The organism is Paenibacillus sp. JCM 9796 (assembly GCF_055379675.1).
On sequence record NZ_AP043723.1, the window covers coordinates 1,592,910 to 1,618,028 of the forward strand.

Genomic DNA, 25,119 nt, shown 5'->3' on the forward strand with positions numbered 1-25,119 from the left:
TGGGGAACAGAACCCCACCCCTCTCTACTTGCTTACTCCGCTTTATACGGATATATGATTTGGGAACCTTGACGGGCATCGGCTTGCGGATAAACCGTAACACGTTCAACCTTGCCGTTTACTTTCTGGAATTGAGCCATAACTAAGCTTGGATCCGGCAGCGTATTTTGTTCATTAAAGTGAATCGTTTTCGTGTAAATTTGAGTCGGACCGCTTGTCAGATTCGTTTCTTTCAACGCCTTGCGAAGCGCTTCCGTATCCGTCGATTTCGCACGCTCCAGCGCATCAGCAATCGTGTAGATGCCTGCGTATTCTTTAATTTGCTCGCCGCTCGGATGTCCTCCGAATTTATCCACAAACAGTTTGTCCAGCTCTTTGGATCCAGGACGGTTCACATCCGGCTCCCAGGCGGAAATATCAAACCAGTTGAGCGCATCCTCGCCGGCATTTTTCACGAACTGCATATCCGCTGTTCCGCCCGCCGTGGAAATAAAGGCTTTTGGCGTTACCTTTTGCTGCTTGAACGCTTTGGCCAGCAGGGTCGCATCTTGTACATAGGAAACCATCAGAATAGCGTCGGGGTTTGCCCCTTTTACCTTATTGGCTACCGGCGTTAAATCGGTCGCTTTCCGGTCGTACGGCTCGTCGAGGACGACTTGATAGCCCGCCTTCGGCAAATCCTCTTTCCAGTACTTCGCTACGCCTTGTCCCCAGGAGCTGTTCTCATACACGAGCGCGACTGTCTTGATTTCCGTGCCTTTCGCTTTCAGGTCGTTCATGAAGTTGATTTGTGTAGTAACGCGCATTTTGGAAGTATCGGCGATCCGGAATACATTCTTAAAGCCGCGTGTTGTAATGGAATCGTCCGATGGAACCGAAGCGAACCAAATCTTGTTCTTCTTCTCCGCTTCCTGGGAAGCAGGCAAGGTCATCCCGGATTGGTAAGCTCCTGTGATGAGAGCAACCTTTTCCTTATCGATCAAACGAACCGTCTCGGAAACCGCCGCTTGCTGATTGCCTTGGCTATCGCCAAAAACAAGCTCTAATTTCGCGCCGTTCAGGGACTTGATCCCGCCTTTTGCGTTAATTTCTTCAACGGCTACTTCTATGGCTTTTTTACTTTGATCCCCTAATGGCGCTGCATCTCCGGTAAGCGGAAGGATGACGCCGATTTTAACGGCTCCACCGGCACTGCTTGAACCGCCTGAGCCACCGCTGCCACCGGCTGCTTCTTTGGTCCCGCCTCCACAAGCAGTCAAACCAAAGGCAAGTATGGCGCTCATCGTAATTAAAGAAAATTTCTTCATACAAAAACCCCCTTTAATAAAGTAAAAGATTATATGTTTCTCGCCTTTACGGCGTTTGAAACCGCTTCAATGAATGCGTATTCAAATCGGTTTGAATAGGGACATGGCTTGCCGAGCAAAAATAGTAGACTATTTTACCATGAACCATTCGTTAAATAGTGACGGTTTAAGGTTGAATATTGTAACCGGTTAAAAAAATACGTATTCATCAGCCAGTTGTAAACGCTTTATAGAATACGTATTCATAAAGACTTGCGAAGGGGAATCCCTGTAAAGAAACTCCCGTTCAACAACGAGCTTTACACGTGGTGTTCCGCACCACCAGTTCAGGCTTCAGCACAATTTGTTTGGGCGTGGACGTGTCTTCAATTCCCTCTATCATATTGATCAGACTTTCCACGGCAATCTCGCCCATTTGATACTTCTCGTGACCGACGCTTGTCAATCTTATCGCGCGATGAGATGCAATTTTAATATTGTCAATCCCCGCTAAGCTTACATCCTCGGGAATGTTAAGCCCTATTGACAGCAGCGCATCCATGCACTGCAGCGCAATGGCATCGTTCGCGCACAGGATTGCGGTCGGAGGCTTGGGCCCGTTCATTAACTTCCATACGACCTTCTCAACTTCCACTTCGGGAAAATCCAAAAAATAAACAAGATCGGAATCGACCGTCAACGCTTCGCTATTAACGGCTTGAATAAACCCGGTGAATCGTTCTTTAAACGTTGAAATATTGCCGCTCTTCGAAATATACGCAATGCGCGAATGCCCCAGATCTAATAAATGCTTGGCGACCAGCTCGCCAGCGAGGGCGTTGTCCAGCACCACATAGTTTCCGCCGATTTGCGGCTTGCGGTTGTAGAGCATGTAAGGTACGCCGGAACGCTGTAAATCTTCAAAGACAGGGTCATCCAGTTTTAGCGAGGACAACAGAATGCCGTCAACCGAATTTCCGATAGCGGTTTCAAGCCAGTTCGAGGTCAGTTCCTCATCAAAGCTAACCGTGACGTTGTATCCTTTTTGGCTCGCATACTGAACAATCGAATCTGTCGTCTCTGCAAAAAAAGGATTCAAAATCGAACCAGACACCATTGCAATGGTCTTCGTACTTTTCGTGACTAGACTTCTTGCAATCAAATTGGGACGGTATCGCAATTCTTCAATAGCTTGAAGAACTTTCTGCCGCGTCTTGGGATTTACACTTTCCGCGCCATTTAGTACACGAGAAACGGTGGATTGTGATACTCCGGCCCTTTTAGCCACATCGTTAGAAGACGCCATAAGTTTTTCTCCAAGAATACGTATTCAAAAATGAAACCAAATCTACTCTTTCCTTACAAGAAGAACCATCTACTTCTCCAATGTATGCCATGAATGCGCATTCATTTAAGTTGAGTATATTCGAAATTTAGTTTCTTGTCTACTCTCATTTTATAAAATATTTTTAAGAACCCCATTCAACGCATTGGAACCGGATCCGGTTTGGATAATGCGTATTTTGTTGGTTACAATACAACTAAAATTAATCTTTGGTCAAGGAGATTTTTATGATAAGCAACCGTGAAATCAAGGAACAGATCGATGGCTTAACCGAACAAAACCAATTATTAACCCAGGAATTGCAACAAATTAAAGATTTAATCCGAAATCAATCCAATAATAATAAAAATAATCAAAACAACGGCACGAATCAAAGCAGTAACGAAAATAATGGGAATCATCAAAGCAGCAGCAGCAGCCAAAGCGATAAACAAAGCAGCGGTAACCAACAAAGCAGCGGCAACGGTAATCAAGACGCAGCCACGAATAGCGGACAGCAAATTAATGATATCGCAGTCGATTTTTTAAAACTCAAAGATTTAACGGATGCTTTGGAAATGAAAATGCAAGAATATATCGCAACCAACCAAAAAAAATCGGCGTTAACCAATGAAGATGTAATCAGCCTCATCTTGAATATGATGAATGGCATGATCGATTGGACCAGAGACCTTATAGCCCAACAAAGCAGTCAAAGCCAGCTGCAATAAATTCTATATATCCCCCATTACTCATAGCAGCCGCTTCCGGAAGTTGGAGGCGGCTTGTCTGCATGCCGCATGTAAATCCATACTCAGATTCCCTTGCCTGTTTATATCTTTTTTCAATTCGTGGTATTCTAAATAAAAATGCAAAAAGGTGATCTTATGAGTGAATTCCCTGATGATTTTACGCTTGCAGAGTCGTTATCCGGACGTTGGTACAAGCTTGGCTTGGGCGTTCGCGGAGGCACCATGCTTGTCGAGATGGGCGATAATATTTTGCTGAGCATCCATATAAGCTCCAAACGTCTTGATATACTTCTCAAAGATAAGCAAGGTGTTTATCAATACGCAGGAGATTTTGCGTTTGAGGGACTTGAAACGGAAGGAAAGCTTCTGTTCCATAGTTGGTCTATAGAGCACATTCATATGAACAATCAAAATGTTATCTTGGACAACCCCACCAATGAATTGACCCAGCTGTTCATCAAATTAAGTCTCGATAAACGAAAAGAAACCGAAAACAAGTTTTTATAGGAATTCTATGCATATGATGGTCTCCGTAAACAAATCATACTTGTAATCCTGCAGTCCGGAGGCTCATCCATGGAAAATAAAGAAGATTACTTCGAACACTTCACGAATAACAGTATTCCTACACCCGCTGACCAGGAAGACATCACGCCTACGGATCTCCTAAGTGAAGCCGTTGAGCAAATCATCGATAAACTGGCCGGAGAAGCGGCTGACGAGTAGTCTCCAAAGCTGCTGAGAACGATACCTGGGCAGGTTACGGCCCTGGGGATATCGCGAAGAAACCGTTCTGTACAGAACGGTTTCTTCATGATTCAACACCTATTTCCCTTATGAATCAGGGCATATCCTGCTAAATGGAAATCAGATCCTTCACGTCAAAATGAACGCTTACCTCGTAATCTGTTTGTAGCTGAGGATATTTAATTTTAGCCGTTTTTTGTTCCGTATCGTAGTACCAGCCTTCCGCTTGGTCATTCCATTCCTTGGGATCCAGGAACATGGCAAGCTTCCTGCCCTGCAGCTTCACTTGAACCGGAGCGATCTCTTTGCAAATCAAGTCGATCACCAACGTTTTCAGCGTACTGTCATATTCACCTTCGTTTGAGAACGAAATGACGGTTTCTTGGCCGGCTTTCACGCGGATCGTCGTCTGCAGATAAGCTCCACGCTGATAATCGTTGGTCAGCCCGTCATCCTCATACAGCACGAAGCTCGCATCTTCCGACGGTTCAATGATCAGCCGCAGCTCTTCCATCACGTCTTGATGGAGGTTATTCAGACCGACAGCCATCGGCACAATCGCACCGGTCCGGAGGAACATCGGAATGGAGGCCAGGGTAACGTCAAACTCAATCGTTTGTCCCCCCGCATACCGTTTTTTGCTGTTCCACTCGATCCAATCGCAGCCTTTCGGCAAGTATACTTTTCTCGTCTTGGCCTGTTCCTCCAGCACGTTCGCAACCAGGATGGAGCGTCCGAGCATGAAGTCAAAGCTCTCTTCCCATACCCGGGCATCCTGCTGGAACTCATAAACCAGCGGGCGCATAACCGGCGAACCTTCTGTGGAAGCTTCGAACAGCAGGGAGTAGAAATAAGGCGCCAGCTTGTAGCGAAGCTGGATGGCTTCACGGATATACTTCGTATAAGAAGGGTACATCCAAGGCTCGGTCACGGTATTGTCGGTATTGCAGGAATGAATGGAGAACCTGGGCTGAAAAATACCGTTCTGCACCCAGCGCACGAACAGCTCCGGTTCCGGCGCCGGACCGAAGAACCCCCCGATATCGCAGCCTTGATTAGCCACGCCCGAAAGTCCCATGCCCAAAATAACGGGTATATTGAATTTCAGGCTCTTCCAGCTTGTGCTGTTGTCTCCGGCCCACGTCTGGGCAAACCGCTGGATGCCCGCGAAGCCCGCCCGGTTCACAATGTACGGCCTGATGTTCGGTTCGACCTCGGCAATCGCCTCCTTGGCCATCTGGGCCATCAGGTTCGGCATGATCGGACGCAGCTCGCTGATCGGTTTACCTTCGCCTTCAAAATCGCATAACGCGTCCTCATTGTTAATTTCATATTCGTTGTTATCATTCCAAATGGAAGTGACGCCGAGTGAGATGAAGGATTCCTTCAGGTGCTTCTTCCACAGCGCTCTGCCTTCGGGATTCGTAAAATCCACGAACGATGCCAGGCCGCCCCAATAGCGGTCTGTTTGCGGGCCTTCCCCGTTCTGGTCCTTTACGTAAGCTCCCGCTTCGTCAAATTCCTTGTACAACGGATGCGTAGTCAGCATACCCGGCTTAATGTTCGGCACGAGCGCTGCGCCTTTCTGCATGAGCTCCCCGATAAACGCCTTAGGATCCGGGAACCTGTCGTTGTTCCAATTGAAAACATAGCGCTTTCCGTCTTGACCCGTCGTATAGCCGGACGACATGAAGAACCCGTCGCACGGAATGCCTTCTTCCTTACATTTGTCCAGGAAGCTCAAAATCGCTTTGTCGGAATCTTTCTCCAGCTCGGTATAGTACATGGTGGAACCCATATACCCGAGGGAATACTTGGCAGGCAGAATCGTTTTACCGGTTAAATCAGTGTAATGACGTACGACGTCTTTTATTTCCGGTCCGTACATAAAGAAGATGTCCAGTTCCCCGCCGTCCGCACAAAAATACGAATAAGGGTTCCAATAGCCGCTCCGCTCACAGCCCATATCGAAGACCGAATCGTAGGAATTGTGGTAGAATAGCCCGGTCGCCTGCTGAGTTTTGCCGTTGAGCTTTATATAAAAGGGAATATGCTTGTACAACGGGTCCGTATGTTCGGAGTCGTAACCGAGCGTGTCCACATTGTGCATACGCATTCTTCTTTTTTTCTTGTTCAAAGCGCCGGCCTTCTCGCCGAAGCCGTAGAAATAGTCCTCATCGTTCATACACGAATAGTGATACAACCGGCCTTGCTTGTCTTTGACATAGGATCTTTCCTTCAAATCCGCATGAAGCACCGTACCCTGTTTATCTTGAATTTCGATAGCAAAAGGCTGTTTATGGATAATGACGTTCAACTTTTGCGTTGATAGCACGAATTGCGTGTCCGAATCTTGATAGTTAACGGGAAGCGCCTCTATTTTTTTCCGGCCGTCGACGATGGAGTCCAATTTATCTTCCCAAGCCGTCATCGCGAGAACGTAGGAAGCCTCTTCAACGAATTGTTCGTCGAAGGAGCACCGGATTCGAATCACCTCGTCTTTCATCAAAATAATTCGGTATCTGGCTGCATTTGTAATGAGATCCAAATAATTATGCCCTTCGATGACCTGCAGTAATGTGTTGCTTACCAGCATAATTCCTTACCCCTTCCCTACCAAACCATTTTGATATCCACCACAATATCCGATACATGTTAATCATTCTGTTATACGATCAACCAAGTTCGTCCCAACGGAATTAACCGGGATCTTATATTCATCATAGCATTTCCTCGTTTTTTTACTTTGCAATTGTTGCTATATATTTAACCGATATTGTCCCCTAATTGCCGCTTCCCCTTATTTGTTCCATACACCTTGCTATCGAGAAAAAATAGCCACAGCCTCCATAGCTGCGGCGGTCAAGTTGTTATGATTCATGATCCTTTATTTCATCCCCGAAGTTACCATGCCGCTGACAAAATAGCGCTGGAACATCAGGAACACGACAAGAACCGGTATCATCGTAATTACGGACATCGCAAGCAAACTGCCCCAATCCACATTGAACTCCCCGATGAAATTGGAAAGCGCGAGTTGAATCGTGTACAAGGAAGGATCACTGATCCCGATCAGCGGCCACAAGAAATCATCCCAACGCCACATGAAGGAGAAGATCGCCAGTACCGCCAGGATTGGCTTGCAGACCGGCAAAATAATTCGCGAGTAGATCCTCCACTCGGATGCGCCGTCTATCCGCGCCGCTTCCAGCAGTTCATCCGGAACGGAAAGCAAATATTGTCTCAGCAGGAACACACCTGTTGGCGTTGCCGCTGGAGGAATAATGATGCTGAGCAAATTGTTGTACAGCCCGAGAAAACTGATCACCTTAAAAATCGGAATCATGATGACTTCCAGAGGAATCATCAAGGTGGAAATAAATCCGACCAAGAGGAACGTATCGCCTTTAAATCGGTACTTGGCCAAGGCGAATCCAGCCATAGAATTGATAAGCAGCAGCAGCAGCGTCGAAGAAACGGTGACGATGGTGCTGTTGATGAAATAAGCCCCAAAGTTCCCTTTATCAAAGGCAGCGATGAAATGCTCAAACGTCACGGTCTTCGGAAAAAGGCTCGGAGGAAAACTATACAGATCCGTGTTCGTCTTGAAAGCCGAGAGTACGACCCAAAGTACCGGAAACAACCAAAACAATCCAAAAACAATTAACAGCGTATACACCGATATTCTAACCAGCGGTTTCATTTCCATATTAGTTTGCGCCTCCTTTGGAGAGCTTGAATTGCACGACGGTAAAAACGGCAATGAGCGCGAACAATACGACCGACATGGAGCTTGCCATACCGAGCTCTTGCTTGGCGAAGCCGATCTCATAAATATATTGAACGATAAATGTCGTCTCTCTTCCCGGACCGCCGCCCGTAAGAGCGAACATCAGCGGATACGCCTTAAACGCGTCGATTAACGAAATCATGATGACCAGCAGGCTCGTTGGCTTCAGAAGAGGCAGCGTGATGCTCCAGAAGGAACGCAGCTTGGATGCGCCGTCGAGATGCGCCGCTTCGTAATAATCGTTCGGGATGACCTGCAGACCGGCCATGAAGATGACCATGAAAAACCCGACCCGCGACCACAGGGTCGCTACAATAACCGACAGATTGGCATAAGTCGGATCAGATAGAAAGTGAACCGGCTCCGCTCCGACAAGGGTTAACACATAATTTAAAATACCGAAATCTCCAAAAATCCATTTCCAGGTCAAACCGACAATGATGAATGAAATCATAGTCGGCCAATAAAAAATGGCTCTGAACAAACCCCTAAGCTTAATTTGCTGAATAAGCAGTATCGCTACGGCCAATGATAAGCAATAAATACCGGGCACCACAGTGGCCGCATACAAAGCGGTCTTGCTCAGGGCCGTCCAGAACTCCTCATTGGCGAATACTTCTTTGTAGTTATCGATACCTACAAAGCTCATCGGATTTAACCCGTCGTACTCGTGAAAGGAATATACAAAACCGATAAGCGTCGGGATCACAATAAACACGGAAAAAATCAAAAAGTTAGGCAAGACAAATAAATACGGAGCTAGTTGTAGCTTTTTTTTCGGCCGCGACTTTTTCTTCATCCCGGTATCCATAGCATGCGCTGACATTATTGCTTCCCCTTTCCTAATAAAAATCAAAGGCTGCCGCCTATCGCAGCAGCCTTCAACCTATTATTTTTTATCGTCTTTCTTATCGTCGCTAATGGCTTTGTCGATCGCTTTAGCTGTTTTATCCATAGCTTCTTTGGCCGTTGATTTGTCGGTGATGACCTCGACCAAATTATTTTTCAAATCGTTGCTGAATTTCGGAACGATGCCTTGCTTGGACCAATCTTCAGCTGCGGCTGGAGCCGTGTTATTCAACTCGTTAGCGAATACTTCGAACATCTCTTTGCCGAATGCATAATCCAGCTTGCTGCTGTCTTTGCGCGGACTCATGAACAAAGATTCTTTATTAAATTTCGAGTTCACTTCCTTGCTGGACAAGTATTCGATGAAGCTCGCCGCTTCTTTCTCTACACCGGAGTTTTTGAAGGCCATCACGAATTTACCGCCAGGAACGGAGGAGCGCTGCTTCGCCTTCGGCATATACGTTACGCCCCACTCGAAGTTGGTAATGTCTTTGTAGTTGCTGACCATCCAGTTTCCGGCCAAATGTGCGGCTACCGTACCGGAACGGAATAGGTTGTTCGGGTTTTCGCCGCCGAGCCAAACGGAAATCGGCATGACGCCATCCTTATGCAGCTTTTTGAAATATTCGGCCGCTTGAACGCCCGCTTCATTGTTAATCGTTGCTTTCGTGCCGTCTTGACTGATCATGCTGCCGCCGAACTGGTACAGCAGCGTGGACCAGCGATGTGGCGTGAAGTCCCATACCATCCCGTATTTGGCTCCGCCCTTTTCCATAACCTGCTTCAAAGCTGCACTGAATTCGTCCCAAGTCCATACAGCATCGGGAGAAGTAGGCACCTTCACTCCGGCTTTGTCAAAAAGCGTCTTGTTATAAATCAATCCGTTTGCCGTCACATCCATCGGAGCGGCAATAACTTTATTGTCGACCACGTAATAAGGTTTAATGGAATCGATAAATTGCTCTGTAAATTTATCGACGCCTCCGACATAAGTTGCGAGATCCAACGCCTGATTGGAGAACGCCCCGATCTCAGTTGTGCTGATCCGCGCAAGTGCCGGCGGCTTTCCTCCGGCGACCATCGTCTTCATTTTGGTCGATAAATCCTTGTAAGCAATTTCAATTAAATTGATTTTAATGTTGGGATTTTTTCCTTCGTAATCTTTAATAATGTCCTTCATGACTCCGCCTTCGACACCATCCGAGAACCATACGAAATCAAGCGTCGCATTTTTCTTGCCGTCCGAAGCTGCAGGATCGTCGTCTTTCTTGCCGCAAGCAAGAGACATCAAGGCTAACATAACCAAAACCAGAGTAACCGATACAAATTTGAAGCTTTTTCTCATTGCAATCAACTCCCTCTTATAATCAACATGGTCATTTGCTAACGCTTACTTTTCGAAAAATTTGCGGCGACACTCCGGCATACTGCTTAAACGAACGGCTGAAATGCACCGAAGTGTTGAAGCCGATTTTTTCTGCGATAGCACTAACCGGTTCATTCGTCGTCAGCAACAGCTTCTTGGCCTCTTCAATCCGCTTGCTCATCAAATAATTGTTAACCGTGTATCCCGTGACTTCCTTAAAAGAATGACAAATGTAATATTTGTTCAAATGGAGCGCTTTCGAAAGATCGGCCAGCGTGATGTTTTCTGTGAAATGCTGGTTAATGTACTGCAAAATTCGCCTTACATTCGCCTGACTATGGGACGGCTGTTCAGTAGGCGAAAATTCGACCAGATGCTTGGACTTCCTGTAAATCTTAATTAACAATTGCGCAAGATACGTCTTCAGAATCACTTCGTATCCGAACGCTTCGCGTTCAATTTCTTGCTGCAAAAGTCGGAAACCGCTCTCAATTTCACCTTGCTCGTCGAGTGCCCAGCGAATCAGCAAGCCGCCGGGGGCGTCAAACAACGATAACAATTTCTGATACATCTCGGGCGGTAATTGCTCCTTGAGAAACAATTCCGTAAAGTTAACATAACTCCGGACATAGGGAACGTCTTTCGCAGGATTCACTCTATGAATCGTGCTGCCGCGAAATAGCAGCATGTCACCTGGCGACAAATCATAAATATCCTCACCGATAATGTAATTGGCGCTCCCGCGAATGAAATAATAAATTTCAAAGCCTTCATGCGTATGAACCGGCCAATTATACTGCCATTCGCTTTGATCCGCTCGAACATAAATTCCATTTCTTCGGAGAGCAAGATTCGTCGGAGTGTGAATTATTAAAGAAATCAGTACCACCCCTCAATAGTACTATTTGTATATTTGATTCGACATAAAACGACTGCTACGTGATCAATAATACCACACATGTCAGCCATTGAAATAACGGATATTGCTGTTAATTTAATCAGAATTGCTGAAAAAAGGTGAGATTTATTAAACGTTGCGCGCAATCCAAATCCAGTTGAAAGGGAACGCTATTGAAGCCGTATTAGCCATGCTTTTAATCATCCATATGGCCGGCTGGGCGCTTTCAACTTTCTACTACAATTTCAAGATTTAGAAATAAAAAAAACTTATGACCTCATGATCATAAGTTTTTTTGCTGTTCGAACAGTATCTTATCGTTGCAGAGATATTTCCTCGCCGCCTGTTTTTGCCGGTTTCGGCACCGCTTTATTCCGCTTGAAATAACGCCCTAGCCCAACCAGCCCTTTCGGCATAAACCGGATGATTAAGATGACGGCCAGGCCGTAGATGGTCAACTGGTAATCCTGGAAGTTTTGCAGCCAGGCCGGTAAAAACACGAGCAGGATCGATCCCAATACCGGGCCGAGCAGCGTTCCCGAACCGCCGATGACAACGGCAAGCAGACACGCCATCGATGCCGCGACGTTGAAGGGCGCCGGGCTGACAAACCCGGTAAAATAGACGTACAAAACCCCGCCCACGCCGGCAAACAAAGCCGACAATACAAATGAGGCCGTCTTGTACACATACAGCGGAACGCCTACGCTGGCCGCCAGCCTGTCATTCGAGCCGATGCCGCGCAGTCCGTAACCGAGTCGCGACTTGCGCAGCCAGGCTACGAATGCGATTGCGAGCAGCATGACCGCCAGCACGAAATAATAGTAGGTCTCTCTCGGCCATGAGCTCGGGAACAAGCCGGGTACTCCGGAGATTCCGAGATTCCCGCCGGTAATGGCCAGATTATGAAAAAGCTCATCCAGAATAAGGGACATCGACAATGTCAGAATCGCAAAGAAATGACCGCTGGTCCGAAACACAATTAAGGCAAGCGTCAAAGCGATCAGACCATTGCCCGCGATGGCGATCAGTGCCGCGGACCAAACGTTCATGCCGAACGTAGTCGCGCAAATAGCCGTTATATAGGCTCCGACGCCGAACAGTCCGCCCTGCACCAGCGACGTATAGCCTGTAAATCCAAGAATAATGTTTAAGCCCTGATTCACCACGATCCATATGAACGTTAATATGAAAAGGCCCTGGTAATAAGAAGACGTGGTGAACAGAGGGATCAAGGCGGCCAGAAGGACGAGGGCGATCGACAGCAGGGAGCCGCGGTTCAGGATCGTTTTCATCGCCTGACCTCCTTGGCAAACAACCCCATCGGCTTAAACACAAGAACCAGAATGATCATCACGAAAACCGCTACGGTTGAATAATGGCTCGAAATGTATCCGATGGTCAGAGATTGGAAGATGCCGATGATCAAACAGGATATGATCGTTCCCATGAGGTTGCCCATTCCGGCCAATACGAGCGCCGCAAAACCGAAAAAGATCAGATCGTTGCCCCGGGTCGGGACCAGGGAATACAATCCTCCATACAAGATGCCGACGAGGGCGCCTACAGCGGAGGCAAAGCCAAATACAAATGCCGATATGCCTTTGATGCTGATGCCCATCAGCAGGGCTGCTTCACGGTTCTCGGCGACGGCACGAATCGCTGTGCCCAGCTTGCTCTTCTTCAAAATAACGGCTGTCGCCACCGTAATGCTGATTGCGGTCAGGATCAGAATCAAGCGCAGTTCGGTAAGCATAACGGGACCAAGCTTGATCATGCCGCCCGCGTCCAATTTGACCTGGAACTGGTCCGGCCCGAAGATCAGCTGCATCGTATTATTCAGGAACGTCATCAGTCCCAGTGAAATAATAAATATATTGAGGGGAGGCAGCTCATTCGCGTTCTTGTACGGGAGCCGCTCCAGCAGAATGCCCGCTGCCGTTGAAATCGCGATCGCCAGCAGGATGGATATCCAGATGGGAAAGCCCATCCGATTGATAAACACCAAGCCGAAATATCCGCCGAGCACCGCGACCGACCCGAATGCAAAATGAGGAATATGCAGAACCCCGAATACCAAAGACAAACCTAACGCAAGGAGCAGGTACAGGCTGGACATGACCAACCCGTTCGCCAACTGCTGCAAAAGCTCATTCAATATAGTCCCTCCGTTCGAAGCCTATGTTCGTTTGGCCGGACCCGTCCGAAGCGTATCGGCGGCCCGGCCATCTTCGCTTTTGTTTACTTGGACGCGTTTCTGATTTTGGCCAATCCTTCCGAGTATTCTTGGACAGGGCTGTTCATTTCTTTATGCACCTTCTTATCTCCGCCCGTCCATACGAAGCTTGCATTCGGCACATAGGCCTGATTGTTCTTGTCAAACATCTTGCCTTCCACCGGGATCCATTTCATCGTCATATGCTCTTTCGGAACCGGCATCTCGTTCAGCGCTTTCACGACCGCATCCGCGTCCGTCGTTCCAGCCTGCTCGATCGCCGCGGCCAGAATGTTCATCAGATCGTAACCGTAGCCGGTGCTTGGCGGCGCTTCCACGTTATATTCCGCTTTATATTTATCCAGGAAGGTCTGCGCGTACGGACCGTTGATCGAATGATCGGACGGATTGATTTCTGCCGGAATCATGTCGTAGATGCCTTCGAGCACATCGGCGGAAACAATTTTCTCAAACTGTGCCTTCGAGCCTCCGTTGAAACCGAGCAGTCGGCCCTTATATCCCAATTCTTTGGCTTGTTTATAGACGAACGCCGCTGATTCTACGTCGGCCCCGACGTAAATGGCATCCGGTTTCGTCGCGATTGCCGCTGTCAGCTGTGCCGTAATATCCTGATCTCCGACTTTGAAGCCCTGTACCGTTGTGATGCTGCCGCCGGTGGATTGAAGCCCCTGCTGTACACCCTCGATCAGGTCCTTGAAGAACCCTTGGGCGGTCGTACCGACCACAGCCATCGTTTTTACGTTCAGCTCTTCGCCGATAAACCTTCCGCTCGTCAGGCCCGTGAAGTCACTCGGCGGGCGGACGTGGAAGACGTAGGGGTTGTTCGTTGCCGTGATCGCTTTGTCGGGAGCTACGCCGACAAGGGTCGGAAGCTTATTTTCTTTAATGTAAGGAAAGGCGGGCATTACCGAGGAGCCGCTCATGAAACCGACGAGAAACTGGATCTTCTCGTGCTCCACCATTTTCTTGATATTGCTAAGTGCGGTTGTCGGGTTGAATTGATCGTCGAGCGAAACCAGCTCAATCCTATGTTTCTTCCCCCCGACGTCGATTCCGCCCCGCTCATTGATATGTTTGACGGCGAGCTTGATGCTGTTATTTTGCGGCACGCCATAAACGGCAAGCGGTCCGGAAAGCGGCTCGGTCTCCCCGATGACGATCGTCGGTTCGGAAGAAGACGACGACGAGTTCCCGCACCCCGCTGCAAATACAGAAACCAACAATGCTACAATCATAACCAGCCTTGTTTTTTTCATATGTTTGTTCCCCTTTAATGGATTTGTAAGGCTAGACACCCAGATAAACGCTTTGTACGATCGAATCCGTCTTCACCTCTTCGGTCGACCCTCCCTTCACGATGGAACCGGCATCCAGGACATAAGCGTAATCGGAAACCGATAAAGCCATATTGGCATTCTGTTCCACCAGCAGAACGGACGTACCTTCATCGCGGATCTTGTTCACGATCTCTCCGATTTTCTCGACCATCATAGGGGCCAGCCCCAGAGACGGCTCATCCAGCAGCGCCATCCGGGGCCGCGACATGAGCATTCTCGCCACGGCAAGCATCTGCTGCTCCCCGCCGCTCAAGTTAGCGGCCGGCTGCGTCCAGCGATCCTTCAGAATCGGGAACCATTCGACAAGCCTTTCCACATCGCTCCGGATGGCCGATGCGTCCGACCGGAGATACCCGCCCAGCTCCAGGTTCTCTTTAACCGTAAGCGTGGGGAACACCTGCCTTCCTTCCGGACAGAGCGCAATCCCCTGCAGAATGCGTTCCCGCGGAGACATGCGGGTAATGTCCACGCCGTTGAATGTAATGGACCCCCGGGTGATTCGGGCCAGTCCCAGTACCGCCTTCATCGTCGATGTTTTTCCCGCTCCGTTCGGGCCCAGCACAACCGTTGTCTGGCCTTCCTTCGCCGTGAAGCTGATCCCATGCAGCACCTCGAGGCTTCCCCAGGAAACATGCAAATTTTCAACCGTAAGCATGAGCTGCACTTCCCCTTCCCAGATAGGCTTCAACGACGACCGGGTCCCGCTGGACGATCTCCGGTTTGTCGTCGGCTATCACTTTTCCAAAGTTCAGCACAACCATCCTGTCGCAAATTTTGGACAACAAGCGCATATGATGCTCAACAATCAGGATGGAGATGCCCCGGTTTTTAATTTTCAGAAGGAGATGTTGAAAATCGTCGCGCTCCCCGACAATCATCCCTGCCGACGGTTCATCGAGCAGAATGAAGGCCGGATCGCCGACCATCGCCATCGCGACCATAAGCCGCCGCTGATCCGCCGTGCTAAGCTCCGATACGGACCGGTCCGCATAGGCGCTGTCGATCCCGACGAACTCCAGCAGCTCAAGCGATTTATGCTCGATGTTGAGCTGGCTTTGTTTGCGTGTCGTCACATGAAACAATGATCGCTTGTCCTCGAGATGGGAGGCTATGGACAAGTTCTCCAATACCGTACAGTCCTTAAAAAGGCTTGTTGTCTGAAACGTTCTCCGAATACCGGCACGGGCTATCTTCGTCGCGTTGTGACGCGTAATATCTTGGCCGTTGAATACGATGTGGCCGCTTGTCAGAGGGGTATGCCCCGAAATCAGGTCCATCATGGTCGTCTTTCCTGATCCGTTGGGCCCGATCAGACCTACGACTTCGTTCGGATAAACTTTGAAGCTCACCTTATCGACGGCTTTAATGCCGCCGTAGTGCTTGCTCACATCCGTTAACTCCAGCATGCAGGCACCTCCAGGTAATCACCGATGCAGTTCTTGCAGGCGATTATGCGTTTTGTCGTTATTTGAATACCAAATATAAGTCCTCGCCGTCCTGCTCCACGGGATATCCCCTGAGCTTCGTTCCGCTATTCACCAGATGCTCCCCTGTACGGAGGTCGAATTCCCATCCGTGCCAGGGACAGCGCAATATTTCCTGTTCGCGTCCGAATTCATATTCATACACATCTGACGGAAGGTGGGTACCGCACACCATCCCGACACATACCGGCGCGTAGGCATGCGGGCACATGTTGCGCCAAGCGAAGTATTGCCCGTTTACAAGAAAAATCCCGATTTCGATTCCATTCACTGTAACGACCTTCCGGCCGCGCTCCGCCAACTCGGCGACCTTGGCAGCTGCGTACTTGTTCATCTACGTCCTCCTCTACACGGTTGTTGAAACCGCTTCCTTCAATCCGTACAGCTCCATCGCGTTTCCGGCACCTATTTTCTCCCTCATCTCCCTGGGGAAGGGGGCAAGCGCTACCTTAGGGGGATCATAATCCCAATGCGCGTAATCCGAAGAATACATGACGACATCCTCCGCACCGCTCATTTTGTAGATTTGCACCAGATGTTCCGGGCTGACCGGCTCCTCGATCGGCTGCGTAGTCAGCCGGATATGCTCCTTGATATATTCGGACGGCAGTCTCTTCAGCCAGGGAACCGTATCCCGGAGCGCCTTGTAGTTTTTGTCCATCCTCCACATCAGATGCGGAAGCCAGGATACGCCGCCTTCAATGGCGACAAATTTGAATGCCGGGAATTTCTCGAATACCCCTTCGCAGACCAGGCTGTTCACGTGCGTCATAAAGTTGAGGGGAAGCACGTTTTCCCATTCCATAAACCGCGTCGGATAGCCGGATGGGGTAGGAGGATAGGTCGGGCCCAAGCCTTCCAAGCCGGGATGAACGGCAACCGGCAGTCCGTGCCGTTCGGCAGCTTCATAGATCGGATGGTAGAACCGCTGACCGTACGGCACTCTTGCAGCGCTGCACATAATAATTTGGACCATATCTTTATGGCCGGCCATCCGTTCGATTTCCTTGACGGCCGCAGCCGGATCTGAATGGTTCACATGAATGGAGCCTTTATAATGAGGGCTCGCCTTCAACCACGTTTCCACAGTCCAGTCGTTCAGCGCCGACGCGAGCACATTGCCATAGTCCGGATCGTAGCAGAGCGAAATCGCATTCATGTACGGGGTGCCGGTTAAGATCGCGTAATCGATGCCGTATTTGTATATATGGTCCTTCAATACGAAGTAAGGATCGCTTGCCACTGTACCGCCGTTGTCAGGAACGGCGTCTTTGCGCAGCACGCCTACAGGAGACCAGGTTTTGGAGCCTTCCATGCCGTAACCGTACTCCATCCATTGCTGATGCCACGCTTTGGGCAAATACGGAAGCAGGTCCTTCCTGTCGGCCATCGAATTGTGTACGTCCGTATCGATTAACTTAGGGGCTATGCTCATACTTGACATCTCCTTGTCCATTAGCTGCTGACAGCTTTCCTATTTTCGATCCAGGCGGCCATCGCGCGGAAAATGATCCAGACGGAGGTGGCTCCGGCATCCTGGTGTCCGATCGCCCGCTCTCCCAGCGCTTTCGCCCGGCCAAACCTGGATACATACTGCTTGGTATTCTCCACGCCGACTCGCGCGCTTTCTTCCGCTGCCTTCAGCGCGTCTAGCAAACTGGCGGATTTATCCGCATATTTCCGCAGCGTGGCAACGGCCGGCTGCAGAGCATCAATCATCGTCTTATCCCCGAGATCGGCCTTTCCGCGTTCCTTGACCGCTTTCAACGCATTTTCCATGATGGTTGACAGCGTTTCCAAATCGATCCGGTCCATGACCGGCATGTTTTTCACGCCGCCTGTAAACATGGTGCCAAAGATGATGCCCGACGCGCCGCCCATGGAGTTGATCATGGACATGCCGATCGTTCTGAAAATATCGTTGATGCTCGTCATCTCGGTTTCGTTCAATTTCTGGATGGCCGCCGTAAAACCGATAGACATGCCGATGCCATGATCGCCGTCGCCGATGGCACCGTCAACCTCCGTAAGGATCGGTTTGCTTTCGATGATCCTCTCGCCGACAAACCGGAACAAATCACAGGTCATCTGTACGTTTAACGTGTTCTCCACGATCATCGCTCCTGTCTGTGCATGTTATGATAAAAAGAGGATTGTGCGGGATGGTTGTAATACCGTTTCAGCTCGTCGTCCAATCGGATCAGCGAGATCGAAACGCCTCCCATTTCCATCGTTGTACAATAATTTCCGATTACAGTGTCATGGATGGCAATGCCGCGCCCGGCCAAAACCCGGGACACTCTGCGATTGACGATCATAAGTTCGATAAGCGTCGTTGAGCCGAGACCGTTGACCAGCACGCAGACTTCATCGCCGCTGGCGAAGGGAAGATCATCCAGCATGTAATCCAGCATGTTGTCCGTCAGTTCGTCCGCCTGCATCAGCTTTGTTCGTTTGATGCCAGGCTCGCCGTGGATGCCCATGCCGAATTCGATTTCGTCGTCCGCGAGCGTAAACGACGGTTTAACCGAGCCGGGTATGGTACCCGGTGACAGCGCAACGGATACGGAGCGGGTGGCCTCGCTTGCTTTCCGGGCGATCCGCACGACTTCATCCAGGCTGTGTCCCTGGTCGGCTGCGGCTCCTGCGACTTTGAGGACAAACAGGAATCCGGCAACGCCTCTCCGGTCATGGATTCTTTCCGGCGGCGCGGAGGCCACATCGTCATATACAGGTACGGTTGCGGTTGTCAGCCCCTCCATGTCCAGCATCTCCGCCGCCATTTCGAAATTCAGCACATCCCCGGCATAGTTCACGATCAGAAACAGGACACCCCTGCCCGAATCGACCGCTTTGGCTACGCCTTGTATGGTGCTCGGAGTCGGCGCAGCGAACACATGGCCGATCGCCGCCCCGTCCGCCAAACCCTCACCCACATAACCGAGAAACAGGGGTTCATGACCGCTGCCGCCCCCGATGACAAGGCCGACTTTGTCTTTTTTGTGTTTAAGGACAATTCCGTTTATGCCGTCCACTTTGGTATAATCGTTTCCAAATGCATGGATGAAGCCTTCTATCATTTCATCTACAACCCGCTCCGGGTTGTTTATCAATTTTTTCACGGCCATCGCTCCTCTGATCATTTTCCAAGCCCTTACACTTAAGTCGATATCGTAAACTGAAAGCCCTTACATAAGGATGGATTTATCTTATAGCATTAATGCAATTAATGTAAAATTAATAATAGTGATCTTTAGTTAAGCAGAAGTTATGGATCAGGCCGGGCAGCTTGCATGACGGCAATCCATGTCATGAAATATGGTATGATGAAGGCATACTGCACTATTAACTCATACGGGGAGTAAGACGATGAATATTGAACAATTGGAATATATCGTTGAAGTGGCCAAAACGAGTTCAATATCGATCGCGGCGGAAAAACTGCATATTTCGCAATCCGGAATCAGCCAGTCGATTACCAGTCTCGAAGAGGAGCTGGGCATTAAAATTTTCAACCGGTCACGAATGGGAACCTACCCAACCGATGAAGGCAAAGTGATCATTAAGAAAGCCTATGAAATTTTAAGCAATCTGCGGGAGCTGAGGCAGGAAGCACACATGCATAAAAGCCTGATAACCGGCGAATTGAAAATTTCGGTCATTCCCAACATGATGATGCTGCTGTTCAACACCCTGTTAGCCTTTAGAAGCGATCACCCCGATATCCATATCGAAATCAACGAAAAAGGAACAAGCGATATTCTCGAGGATTTAAGGCTGCAGCACGCCGAGATTGGCCTGATCACCATTCCTGAGGATCTGCTGAAAACGTATGAAAGTTTTTATTTCGAGAAGCTTCTGGAAGCGAAGATGAAGGTGTATGTAGGGAAAAATACGCCTCTGGCCTTCAACGGTACGATCACTACGGAGGAATTGGCGAAATATCCGCTGGTCCTGTACAAGAGTGAGAATGTGAAACAGTTCGTCAAGGAATTATCCGACAAATACGGGCCGTTTAAGATCCTGTTCACAACGGACAGCAATGATGTGATCAAAAGGGCGACCATTGAAGGCCTGGGCATCGGCATCGGGACCAGCAATATCGTGCATTACGATCCCTACATCATCAACGGGGATATCATTACCGTCGACATCGCGGATTTCGAGCAAAAGCACAGAACGTATTTCGGCTGGATCCGGTCCAAGGATAAACCGCTGTCTCCCGCGGCCAAGAAATTCCTCAATCTGCTGAAGCTGGAGATCCAGAAGGGGAACGGTTGAACGGGTTCTTCGTTGCCGGACTGAACAGTCATTCGTCCACAGATGAATAGACCCTCTTCCAGCTGCACTGGAATAGGGTCTACGGCGTTAATAAACAGGTTATTTCTGCCATCTCCTTTGGCGGGGTTTTATTGAACTTCATTATCCAACTATTTGTAGAGCCTTCTCTAACGCTCCAGATGCACCGAAGCCATCATGATAGTCGATTTTCTTACCCTTTTTTTCCGCGAGCTCGCGCACGGCCCACATCGAAGTATGCTTGATCGCTCCTTTTAAGATTATAATAACATCGGCTTTATTAATGATTCGTTGAAAATAGTTTTCTACAGAGCCTCCACCCGTCTTTCCATTATGATGCACGACGATCAAACCGCGCTTTTCACCCATTTTTTTGTAGGTATCGGTTTGACTGCCTCCGATGATCGCAACTGTCTTCATTTTCAATTCCCCCCTTATCATTGGACTCTTTCAAAACCTGTTAAGGTTATTTTAACTCAATATGTGTAAATGTCAATCGGTTTACTCGGATTATTAGTACCATGAGCAGCGCGGGTGTTTGTCTCAACTAAAACAACCTCATCCGGTTAATCAGCGGTTTACAAGGTAAAGCAAAATAACCGGCTGCAACAGCCGGTTATTTTGCTTGTAGAGTTACCTATTCGCTCATTGCGGCAGCGCTTTAGGATTGGGCACTTCAATTCCGTTAAGAATAAGTCTGTACGTGATATCCGCATTCAGTGAATCGGACACAGAGCAGTACTTTTTGCTTCCCAACTCGATGGCGTTCCACACGCGGTAGTCGGGGATCGTCCCATCGACCCTTACCGTCAGCTCGATGGCGTTAAAGCCTTTGGGCGCCGCTTCTCTTCGGGAACCCTCGGCATCGATCTCCAGGTGTTCCACCGTATGCAAGAAATTATTCAAAATCATCGTAATATCTATCCCGATGCAGCCTGCCAAGCCTGCCAGCAGAAGCTCCATCGGCGTCGCCCCCTCTCCGTCTCCGCCGTAAGCCGGCGTTGCGTCCATGCTTATGCTGAACCCGGAAGGGCCTACCGATTGAAATGAGCGTTTGCCTTGCCATTTGGTCGTTACGAGCATCCTTTAAAACCCGCTTTCTCCTGTGAGATCATGGTAATCAATTGGAATTGTTGTTCTTCTCATATAAGTGACAAGCAATATAACGGTTCCCGTCAACCATCCGCCACTCGGGCTGTATGTTCCTGCATTCCGGCTTAACTAGCGGACAACGGGTATGAAAAGCGCATCCCGAAGGAGGATTGCGCGGGCTGGGAACATCCCCGGATAGCACAATTCGCTCCCTGCGCTTGTCCGGGTCCGGTTCGGGGATCGCCGAGATGAGCGCTTGGGTGTAAGGATGAAGCGGGCGCTCAAACAGCTCCTCCGTGGGCCCCATCTCTACCATTCTGCCTAAATACATGACGCCGACCCGATCGCTAATGAATCGAACGACCGACAAATCATGAGAAACGAACAAGTAGGTGAGCGACAAACGGCTTTGCAGATCCTGCATCAAATTCAGAATTTGGGCTTGTATGGATACGTCCAAAGCTGAAACCGGCTCGTCAAGAACCACGAATTTGGGCTGAAGAATCAAAGCCCGCGCAATGCCGATACGCTGCCGTTGTCCTCCGGACAGCTCATGCGGATATCGAAGAGCGTGATGCGAATTTAATCCGACGACTTCCAGCATCTCGCCGACCTTGGCCTTGATGTCTTGAGCGGATAATTTCAAATGGGTGCGAAGCGGCTCCTCCAGCGTCCGTTGAATGGTCCACTTGGGGTCCAACGAACCGTACGGATCCTGGAAAACAATCTGCATGTCGGTTTTCAGCTGACGCAGCTGCTCCGGGCCTAATGAGGTGATATCCGTGCCGTCAAACCGAATGCTCCCTGCGGTCGGCTCTATTAATCGCAGGACCGTTTTGCCAAACGTCGTTTTGCCGCAGCCCGACTCTCCGACGACCGCGAAGGTCTCTCCTTTTTCAATGGACAAGGAAACGCCGTCGAGCGCCTTAGCAGTACCGGCTCCTTTACGGAATATTCCATTCCGAGCGGGATAATGCTTTTTCAAATCACGTACCTCAAGCATCGGGGGCATGCGTATCCCTCCTGTACAGATGACATTTACACCGGTGGCCGTTTCCAAAGTCGAACGTGCCCGGCTCCTCAATCTCGCAAATATCGATTTTGGAAGGGCATCTCTCCGCAAAACGGCAGCCCTTCGGGTATTCGGAAGGATGGGGTACCTGTCCGGCAATCGAGTATAGGCGCTTTTCGCCGTCCGTGAATTGGGGCACCGATTTCAACAGCCCCACCGTGTAAGGATGCTTCGGCTCCCGAAACAAGCTCGCGACGTCTCCCTCCTCGACGATTTGCCCCCCATACATCACGGAAACCCGGTCGCACATCTCGGCGACAACGCCTAAATCATGCGTGATCAGCATGATCGCCATGCCCCGCTCCCGCTTGAGCCTACGCATCAGGTCCAGGATTTGGGCTTGAATCGTGACGTCGAGCGCTGTCGTCGGTTCATCGGCAATTAATATTTCCGGGCTGCTTGCCATAGCCATCGCTATCATCACCCGTTGACGCATTCCTCCCGACAGCTGGTGCGGATAAAGCTTGGCCACTTGTTCAGGCGCCGAAATTTCCACATCTCTCAACAAAGAGACTGCTTCCTTGCGGGCTGTTCTCTTATCTTTGTTTGAATGCTGCCGTATCGCCTCTTCCAGCTGTCTCCCGATTTTGAACACCGGGTTCAATGCCGTCATCGGCTCTTGAAAGATCATGGCGATCCGGTTCCCGCGAACCTTCCTCATCTCGGACTCAGGCAGCTGCGCCAGGTTCTGTCCTTGTAAGCGAATGTCGCCTCCCGTAATCACGGCTTGTTCCGGGAGAAGACGCATGATGGAGAGCGAAGTGATGCTTTTTCCGCTGCCGGATTCTCCGACTATTCCGAGCGTTTCTCCTGAATTCAAATACAGATCGATACCGTCCACTACACGTACCGAGCCCGACGGGGCGGCAAACTCCGTTCTTAAGTTATAAACCTCCAAAAGCTTAGTCATATTCGCCTCCCGTGTAACGAGTAAAGTCCGGCAAAACCCCCGAAGTTAATCGGGGGCTTGTTTATTATTTATAGAGCGAGGCAAATCGGATGATCTCATCCGGATAGAATACATACCCCTTCACGTTCTTATTGAAGCCTGCAATCAGATTGCTTTCGTACAGATAAGCCCATGGGGAATCGGCCGTGATCTTTTTCTGAACTTCCTTGTAAATCGCAGTGCGCTTAGCTTCATCGGTCTCGGAATTGCCCTTAGCCAGCAGGCTGTCGACTTCAGGGTTGTTATAAGCAGCATAGTTCGAAGCGCCCTTGCTGTCCAGCAAAAATCCGTAATGGTACGACGGGTCGTTCACGAGCGACGTATATTTGCCAAGGAACGCAGGCACCGACTTTTTGGTCGTCAGCTCCCGGTATTGTGCCGGCGCCACTTTATTAATATTCAACGTAATTCCGACCTTCTCCAGCTCAGCCTTAAGCAGTACGGCAATATCCTCGTAATCCTGTGTCGCGGAGGAAATGGTCAGATCGAACGTAAAGCCCTTCTCGTAGCCGGCTTCCTTCAATAAGGATTTGGCTTTCTCCACATCATACTTGTATTCATAGCCTTCAGAGGTATGAGCAGGAGACTTGCTTGAGATGGAGCTGGTCATCTTGGAGGCTTGACCAAAGACAACATCCTGCAGCAATTTGTCCTGATTAATCAAGTAATTGATCGCCTGTCTGACCTTCAGGTTGTCAAAAGGCTTGAAATTCGCGTTCATTCCCATATATACGATGCGGTTTGTCGATTCGGAGCTGATAACCAGGTTATCCTTCTTGGATAAGCTCCCCACATCCTTGGCCGGAATATCCAGAGCGACGTCAATATCTCCCTTTTCCAGGAAAAGCTCTCGGTTCGACGCTTCTTTTACGTACTTCACCACCACTTTGTCGACCTTCGGAGCGCCCTTCCAGTAGCTTTTATTCGCTACGAATACGGCTTCCGTGGCGGGGTCCCACTTCTCCAGGGTGAATGCGCCCGAGCCTGCCGAGTTCTGGGTTAAATAACCGTCAGGCTTGCCCTCAACGACGGATGGATCAACGACCGAGAAGGTAAAGGTCGCCAAATATTTCAAGAACAGCGGGTTCGGTGCCGCAAGCTTAAATTCTACAGTTTTGTCATCGATTTTCTTAAACGATTCGATGTTCGAGAGCTTATACAAGCTGCCGCTCTCGCCCTTGCTTTGAAGTCTCTTGAAGGAGAATACAACCGCATCGGCATTCACAGGGTTGCCGCTGTGAAATTTCACGCCGTCGCGCAGCACGAATGTATAAGTTTTCTTATCGTCGGAGATCGTCCACTTCTCAGCCAAGGAAGGCACGATCTGATCCGTACGGCCTACGGTTTTCCCGTCTTTGGTTTCTGTGCCGCTCGTTACCAGCTGATCGTACAAGGCAAACGCATAGGAGGCCGAGGTCAAATCTGCCGCTTCATGAGGATCCATCGTTTGACCTGCACCTTGGGAGTAGGCGATGGTTATCGTTTGACCCGCAGCGGGCGTATCGTTATTCGCGCCAGCTTGAGGCTGCTCGGAGTTATTCGCGCCCGGCTTCGGATTCGCGCTATTCGTGCAGCCTGCCGCCAGCACCAGAATTAATATTGCTGAAATGATCATAATAAGCTTGTTTGGTTTCATTT

25 protein-coding genes are annotated in these 25,119 nt (G+C 49.5%); 4 read left to right on the forward strand and 21 right to left on the reverse strand.

From position 1 onward, the window contains the following. Positions 1-32: 32 nt before the first annotated feature. Both ACZ439_RS07780 and ACZ439_RS07785 read right to left on the reverse strand, forming a co-directional pair. The gene (locus ACZ439_RS07780) at positions 33-1,307 is read right to left on the reverse strand and encodes an ABC transporter substrate-binding protein (protein ID WP_127608431.1); all 1,275 of its coding nucleotides are present in this window, start codon (positions 1,305-1,307) and stop codon (positions 33-35) included. A 286-nt stretch (positions 1,308-1,593) separates the two neighbouring features. Further along, the gene (locus tag ACZ439_RS07785) at positions 1,594-2,592 is read right to left on the reverse strand and encodes a LacI family DNA-binding transcriptional regulator (RefSeq protein ID WP_155614551.1); all 999 of its coding nucleotides are present in this window, start codon (positions 2,590-2,592) and stop codon (positions 1,594-1,596) included. Between the two features lie 266 nt (positions 2,593-2,858). Between ACZ439_RS07785 and ACZ439_RS07790 the strand changes: the two genes are divergently transcribed. The 3 genes from ACZ439_RS07790 (at position 2,859) to ACZ439_RS07800 (ending at position 4,088) form a co-directional block, all read left to right on the forward strand. Next, the gene (locus tag ACZ439_RS07790) at positions 2,859-3,341 is read left to right on the forward strand and encodes a hypothetical protein (RefSeq protein WP_464620846.1); all 483 of its coding nucleotides are present in this window, start codon (positions 2,859-2,861) and stop codon (positions 3,339-3,341) included. A gap of 156 nt (positions 3,342-3,497) precedes the next feature. Further along, positions 3,498-3,869, forward strand: coding sequence for a hypothetical protein (locus ACZ439_RS07795; protein ID WP_054799386.1), 372 nt, complete (start codon positions 3,498-3,500; stop codon positions 3,867-3,869). 69 nt (positions 3,870-3,938) lie between these two features. Beyond that, the gene (locus ACZ439_RS07800; RefSeq protein ID WP_164751859.1) at positions 3,939-4,088 is read left to right on the forward strand and encodes a hypothetical protein; all 150 of its coding nucleotides are present in this window, start codon (positions 3,939-3,941) and stop codon (positions 4,086-4,088) included. Positions 4,089-4,218: 130 nt separating this feature from the next. On the opposite strand, the gene ACZ439_RS07805 is transcribed toward ACZ439_RS07800, so the two are convergent. The 14 genes from ACZ439_RS07805 to ACZ439_RS07870 all read right to left on the reverse strand — a co-directional run bounded on the left by ACZ439_RS07805 (position 4,219) and on the right by ACZ439_RS07870 (position 19,191). Then, positions 4,219-6,705: a glycoside hydrolase family 31 protein gene (locus ACZ439_RS07805; protein WP_464620847.1), complete on the reverse strand. Its 2,487-nt coding sequence runs from the start codon at positions 6,703-6,705 to the stop codon at positions 4,219-4,221. A gap of 291 nt (positions 6,706-6,996) precedes the next feature. Then, positions 6,997-7,818 carry a carbohydrate ABC transporter permease gene (locus ACZ439_RS07810; protein WP_054797722.1) on the reverse strand — a complete coding sequence of 274 codons (822 nt, stop codon included), beginning with the start codon at positions 7,816-7,818 and terminating at the stop codon, positions 6,997-6,999. A 1-nt stretch (position 7,819) separates the two neighbouring features. Further along, entirely contained in the window at positions 7,820-8,725 is a 906-nt protein-coding gene (locus ACZ439_RS07815) for a carbohydrate ABC transporter permease (protein ID WP_127608425.1), read from the reverse strand. A 63-nt stretch (positions 8,726-8,788) separates the two neighbouring features. After that, positions 8,789-10,093 carry an ABC transporter substrate-binding protein gene (locus ACZ439_RS07820; protein WP_127608424.1) on the reverse strand — a complete coding sequence of 435 codons (1,305 nt, stop codon included), beginning with the start codon at positions 10,091-10,093 and terminating at the stop codon, positions 8,789-8,791. A 31-nt stretch (positions 10,094-10,124) separates the two neighbouring features. Continuing rightward, a complete protein-coding gene (locus ACZ439_RS07825; RefSeq protein WP_236596004.1) occupies positions 10,125-11,003 on the reverse strand; it encodes an AraC family transcriptional regulator in 879 nt (292 codons plus the stop codon). A 323-nt stretch (positions 11,004-11,326) separates the two neighbouring features. Beyond that, positions 11,327-12,307 carry a branched-chain amino acid ABC transporter permease gene (locus ACZ439_RS07830; RefSeq protein ID WP_054799387.1) on the reverse strand — a complete coding sequence of 327 codons (981 nt, stop codon included), beginning with the start codon at positions 12,305-12,307 and terminating at the stop codon, positions 11,327-11,329. Next, the gene (locus ACZ439_RS07835) at positions 12,304-13,170 is read right to left on the reverse strand and encodes a branched-chain amino acid ABC transporter permease (protein WP_054799388.1); all 867 of its coding nucleotides are present in this window, start codon (positions 13,168-13,170) and stop codon (positions 12,304-12,306) included. The genes ACZ439_RS07830 and ACZ439_RS07835 overlap by 4 nt, the downstream gene beginning before the upstream one ends. Positions 13,171-13,253: 83 nt before the next feature. Continuing rightward, positions 13,254-14,504, reverse strand: coding sequence for an ABC transporter substrate-binding protein (locus tag ACZ439_RS07840; RefSeq protein ID WP_155614557.1), 1,251 nt, complete (start codon positions 14,502-14,504; stop codon positions 13,254-13,256). 31 nt (positions 14,505-14,535) lie between these two features. Continuing rightward, the gene (locus ACZ439_RS07845) at positions 14,536-15,240 is read right to left on the reverse strand and encodes an ABC transporter ATP-binding protein (protein ID WP_054797716.1); all 705 of its coding nucleotides are present in this window, start codon (positions 15,238-15,240) and stop codon (positions 14,536-14,538) included. Beyond that, on the reverse strand, positions 15,227-15,991 hold the full coding sequence (locus tag ACZ439_RS07850; protein ID WP_054797715.1) for an ABC transporter ATP-binding protein: 765 nt from the start codon (positions 15,989-15,991) through the stop codon (positions 15,227-15,229). The genes ACZ439_RS07845 and ACZ439_RS07850 overlap by 14 nt, the downstream gene beginning before the upstream one ends. A 58-nt stretch (positions 15,992-16,049) precedes the next feature. Further along, positions 16,050-16,403, reverse strand: coding sequence for a Rieske (2Fe-2S) protein (locus ACZ439_RS07855; RefSeq protein WP_127608419.1), 354 nt, complete (start codon positions 16,401-16,403; stop codon positions 16,050-16,052). Positions 16,404-16,415: 12 nt separating this feature from the next. Further along, on the reverse strand, positions 16,416-17,504 hold the full coding sequence (locus ACZ439_RS07860; protein ID WP_230876055.1) for an amidohydrolase family protein: 1,089 nt from the start codon (positions 17,502-17,504) through the stop codon (positions 16,416-16,418). 20 nt (positions 17,505-17,524) lie between these two features. Further along, complete coding sequence (gene dhaL, locus ACZ439_RS07865) at positions 17,525-18,187, reverse strand: dihydroxyacetone kinase subunit DhaL (RefSeq protein ID WP_164751858.1); 663 nt, start codon at positions 18,185-18,187, stop codon at positions 17,525-17,527. Next, the gene (locus ACZ439_RS07870; RefSeq protein ID WP_201319252.1) at positions 18,184-19,191 is read right to left on the reverse strand and encodes a dihydroxyacetone kinase subunit DhaK; all 1,008 of its coding nucleotides are present in this window, start codon (positions 19,189-19,191) and stop codon (positions 18,184-18,186) included. The genes dhaL and ACZ439_RS07870 overlap by 4 nt, the downstream gene beginning before the upstream one ends. A gap of 247 nt (positions 19,192-19,438) precedes the next feature. Between ACZ439_RS07870 and ACZ439_RS07875 the strand changes: the two genes are divergently transcribed. After that, the gene (locus tag ACZ439_RS07875) at positions 19,439-20,350 is read left to right on the forward strand and encodes a LysR family transcriptional regulator (RefSeq protein ID WP_127608418.1); all 912 of its coding nucleotides are present in this window, start codon (positions 19,439-19,441) and stop codon (positions 20,348-20,350) included. Positions 20,351-20,491: 141 nt separating this feature from the next. Here ACZ439_RS07875 and ACZ439_RS07880 read toward each other — a convergent pair whose 3' ends face one another. From ACZ439_RS07880 to ACZ439_RS07900, 5 genes are all read right to left on the reverse strand, one after another. Next, complete coding sequence (locus ACZ439_RS07880) at positions 20,492-20,788, reverse strand: DUF2325 domain-containing protein (RefSeq protein ID WP_230876056.1); 297 nt, start codon at positions 20,786-20,788, stop codon at positions 20,492-20,494. 225 nt (positions 20,789-21,013) lie between these two features. After that, entirely contained in the window at positions 21,014-21,451 is a 438-nt protein-coding gene (locus ACZ439_RS07885) for an OsmC family protein (RefSeq protein ID WP_127608416.1), read from the reverse strand. A gap of 37 nt (positions 21,452-21,488) precedes the next feature. Further along, positions 21,489-22,472 (reverse strand): ABC transporter ATP-binding protein, encoded by a 984-nt coding sequence (locus ACZ439_RS07890; RefSeq protein ID WP_127608415.1) that lies wholly within the window; start codon positions 22,470-22,472, stop codon positions 21,489-21,491. Next, positions 22,456-23,442, reverse strand: a complete 987-nt coding sequence (locus ACZ439_RS07895) for an ABC transporter ATP-binding protein (protein ID WP_054797712.1) — start codon at positions 23,440-23,442, stop codon at positions 22,456-22,458. Before ACZ439_RS07895 ends, ACZ439_RS07890 begins: the two co-directional genes overlap by 17 nt. 64 nt (positions 23,443-23,506) lie before the next feature. After that, a complete protein-coding gene (locus tag ACZ439_RS07900; protein WP_054799391.1) occupies positions 23,507-25,117 on the reverse strand; it encodes an ABC transporter substrate-binding protein in 1,611 nt (536 codons plus the stop codon). Between the last annotated feature and the right edge of the window lie 2 nt (positions 25,118-25,119).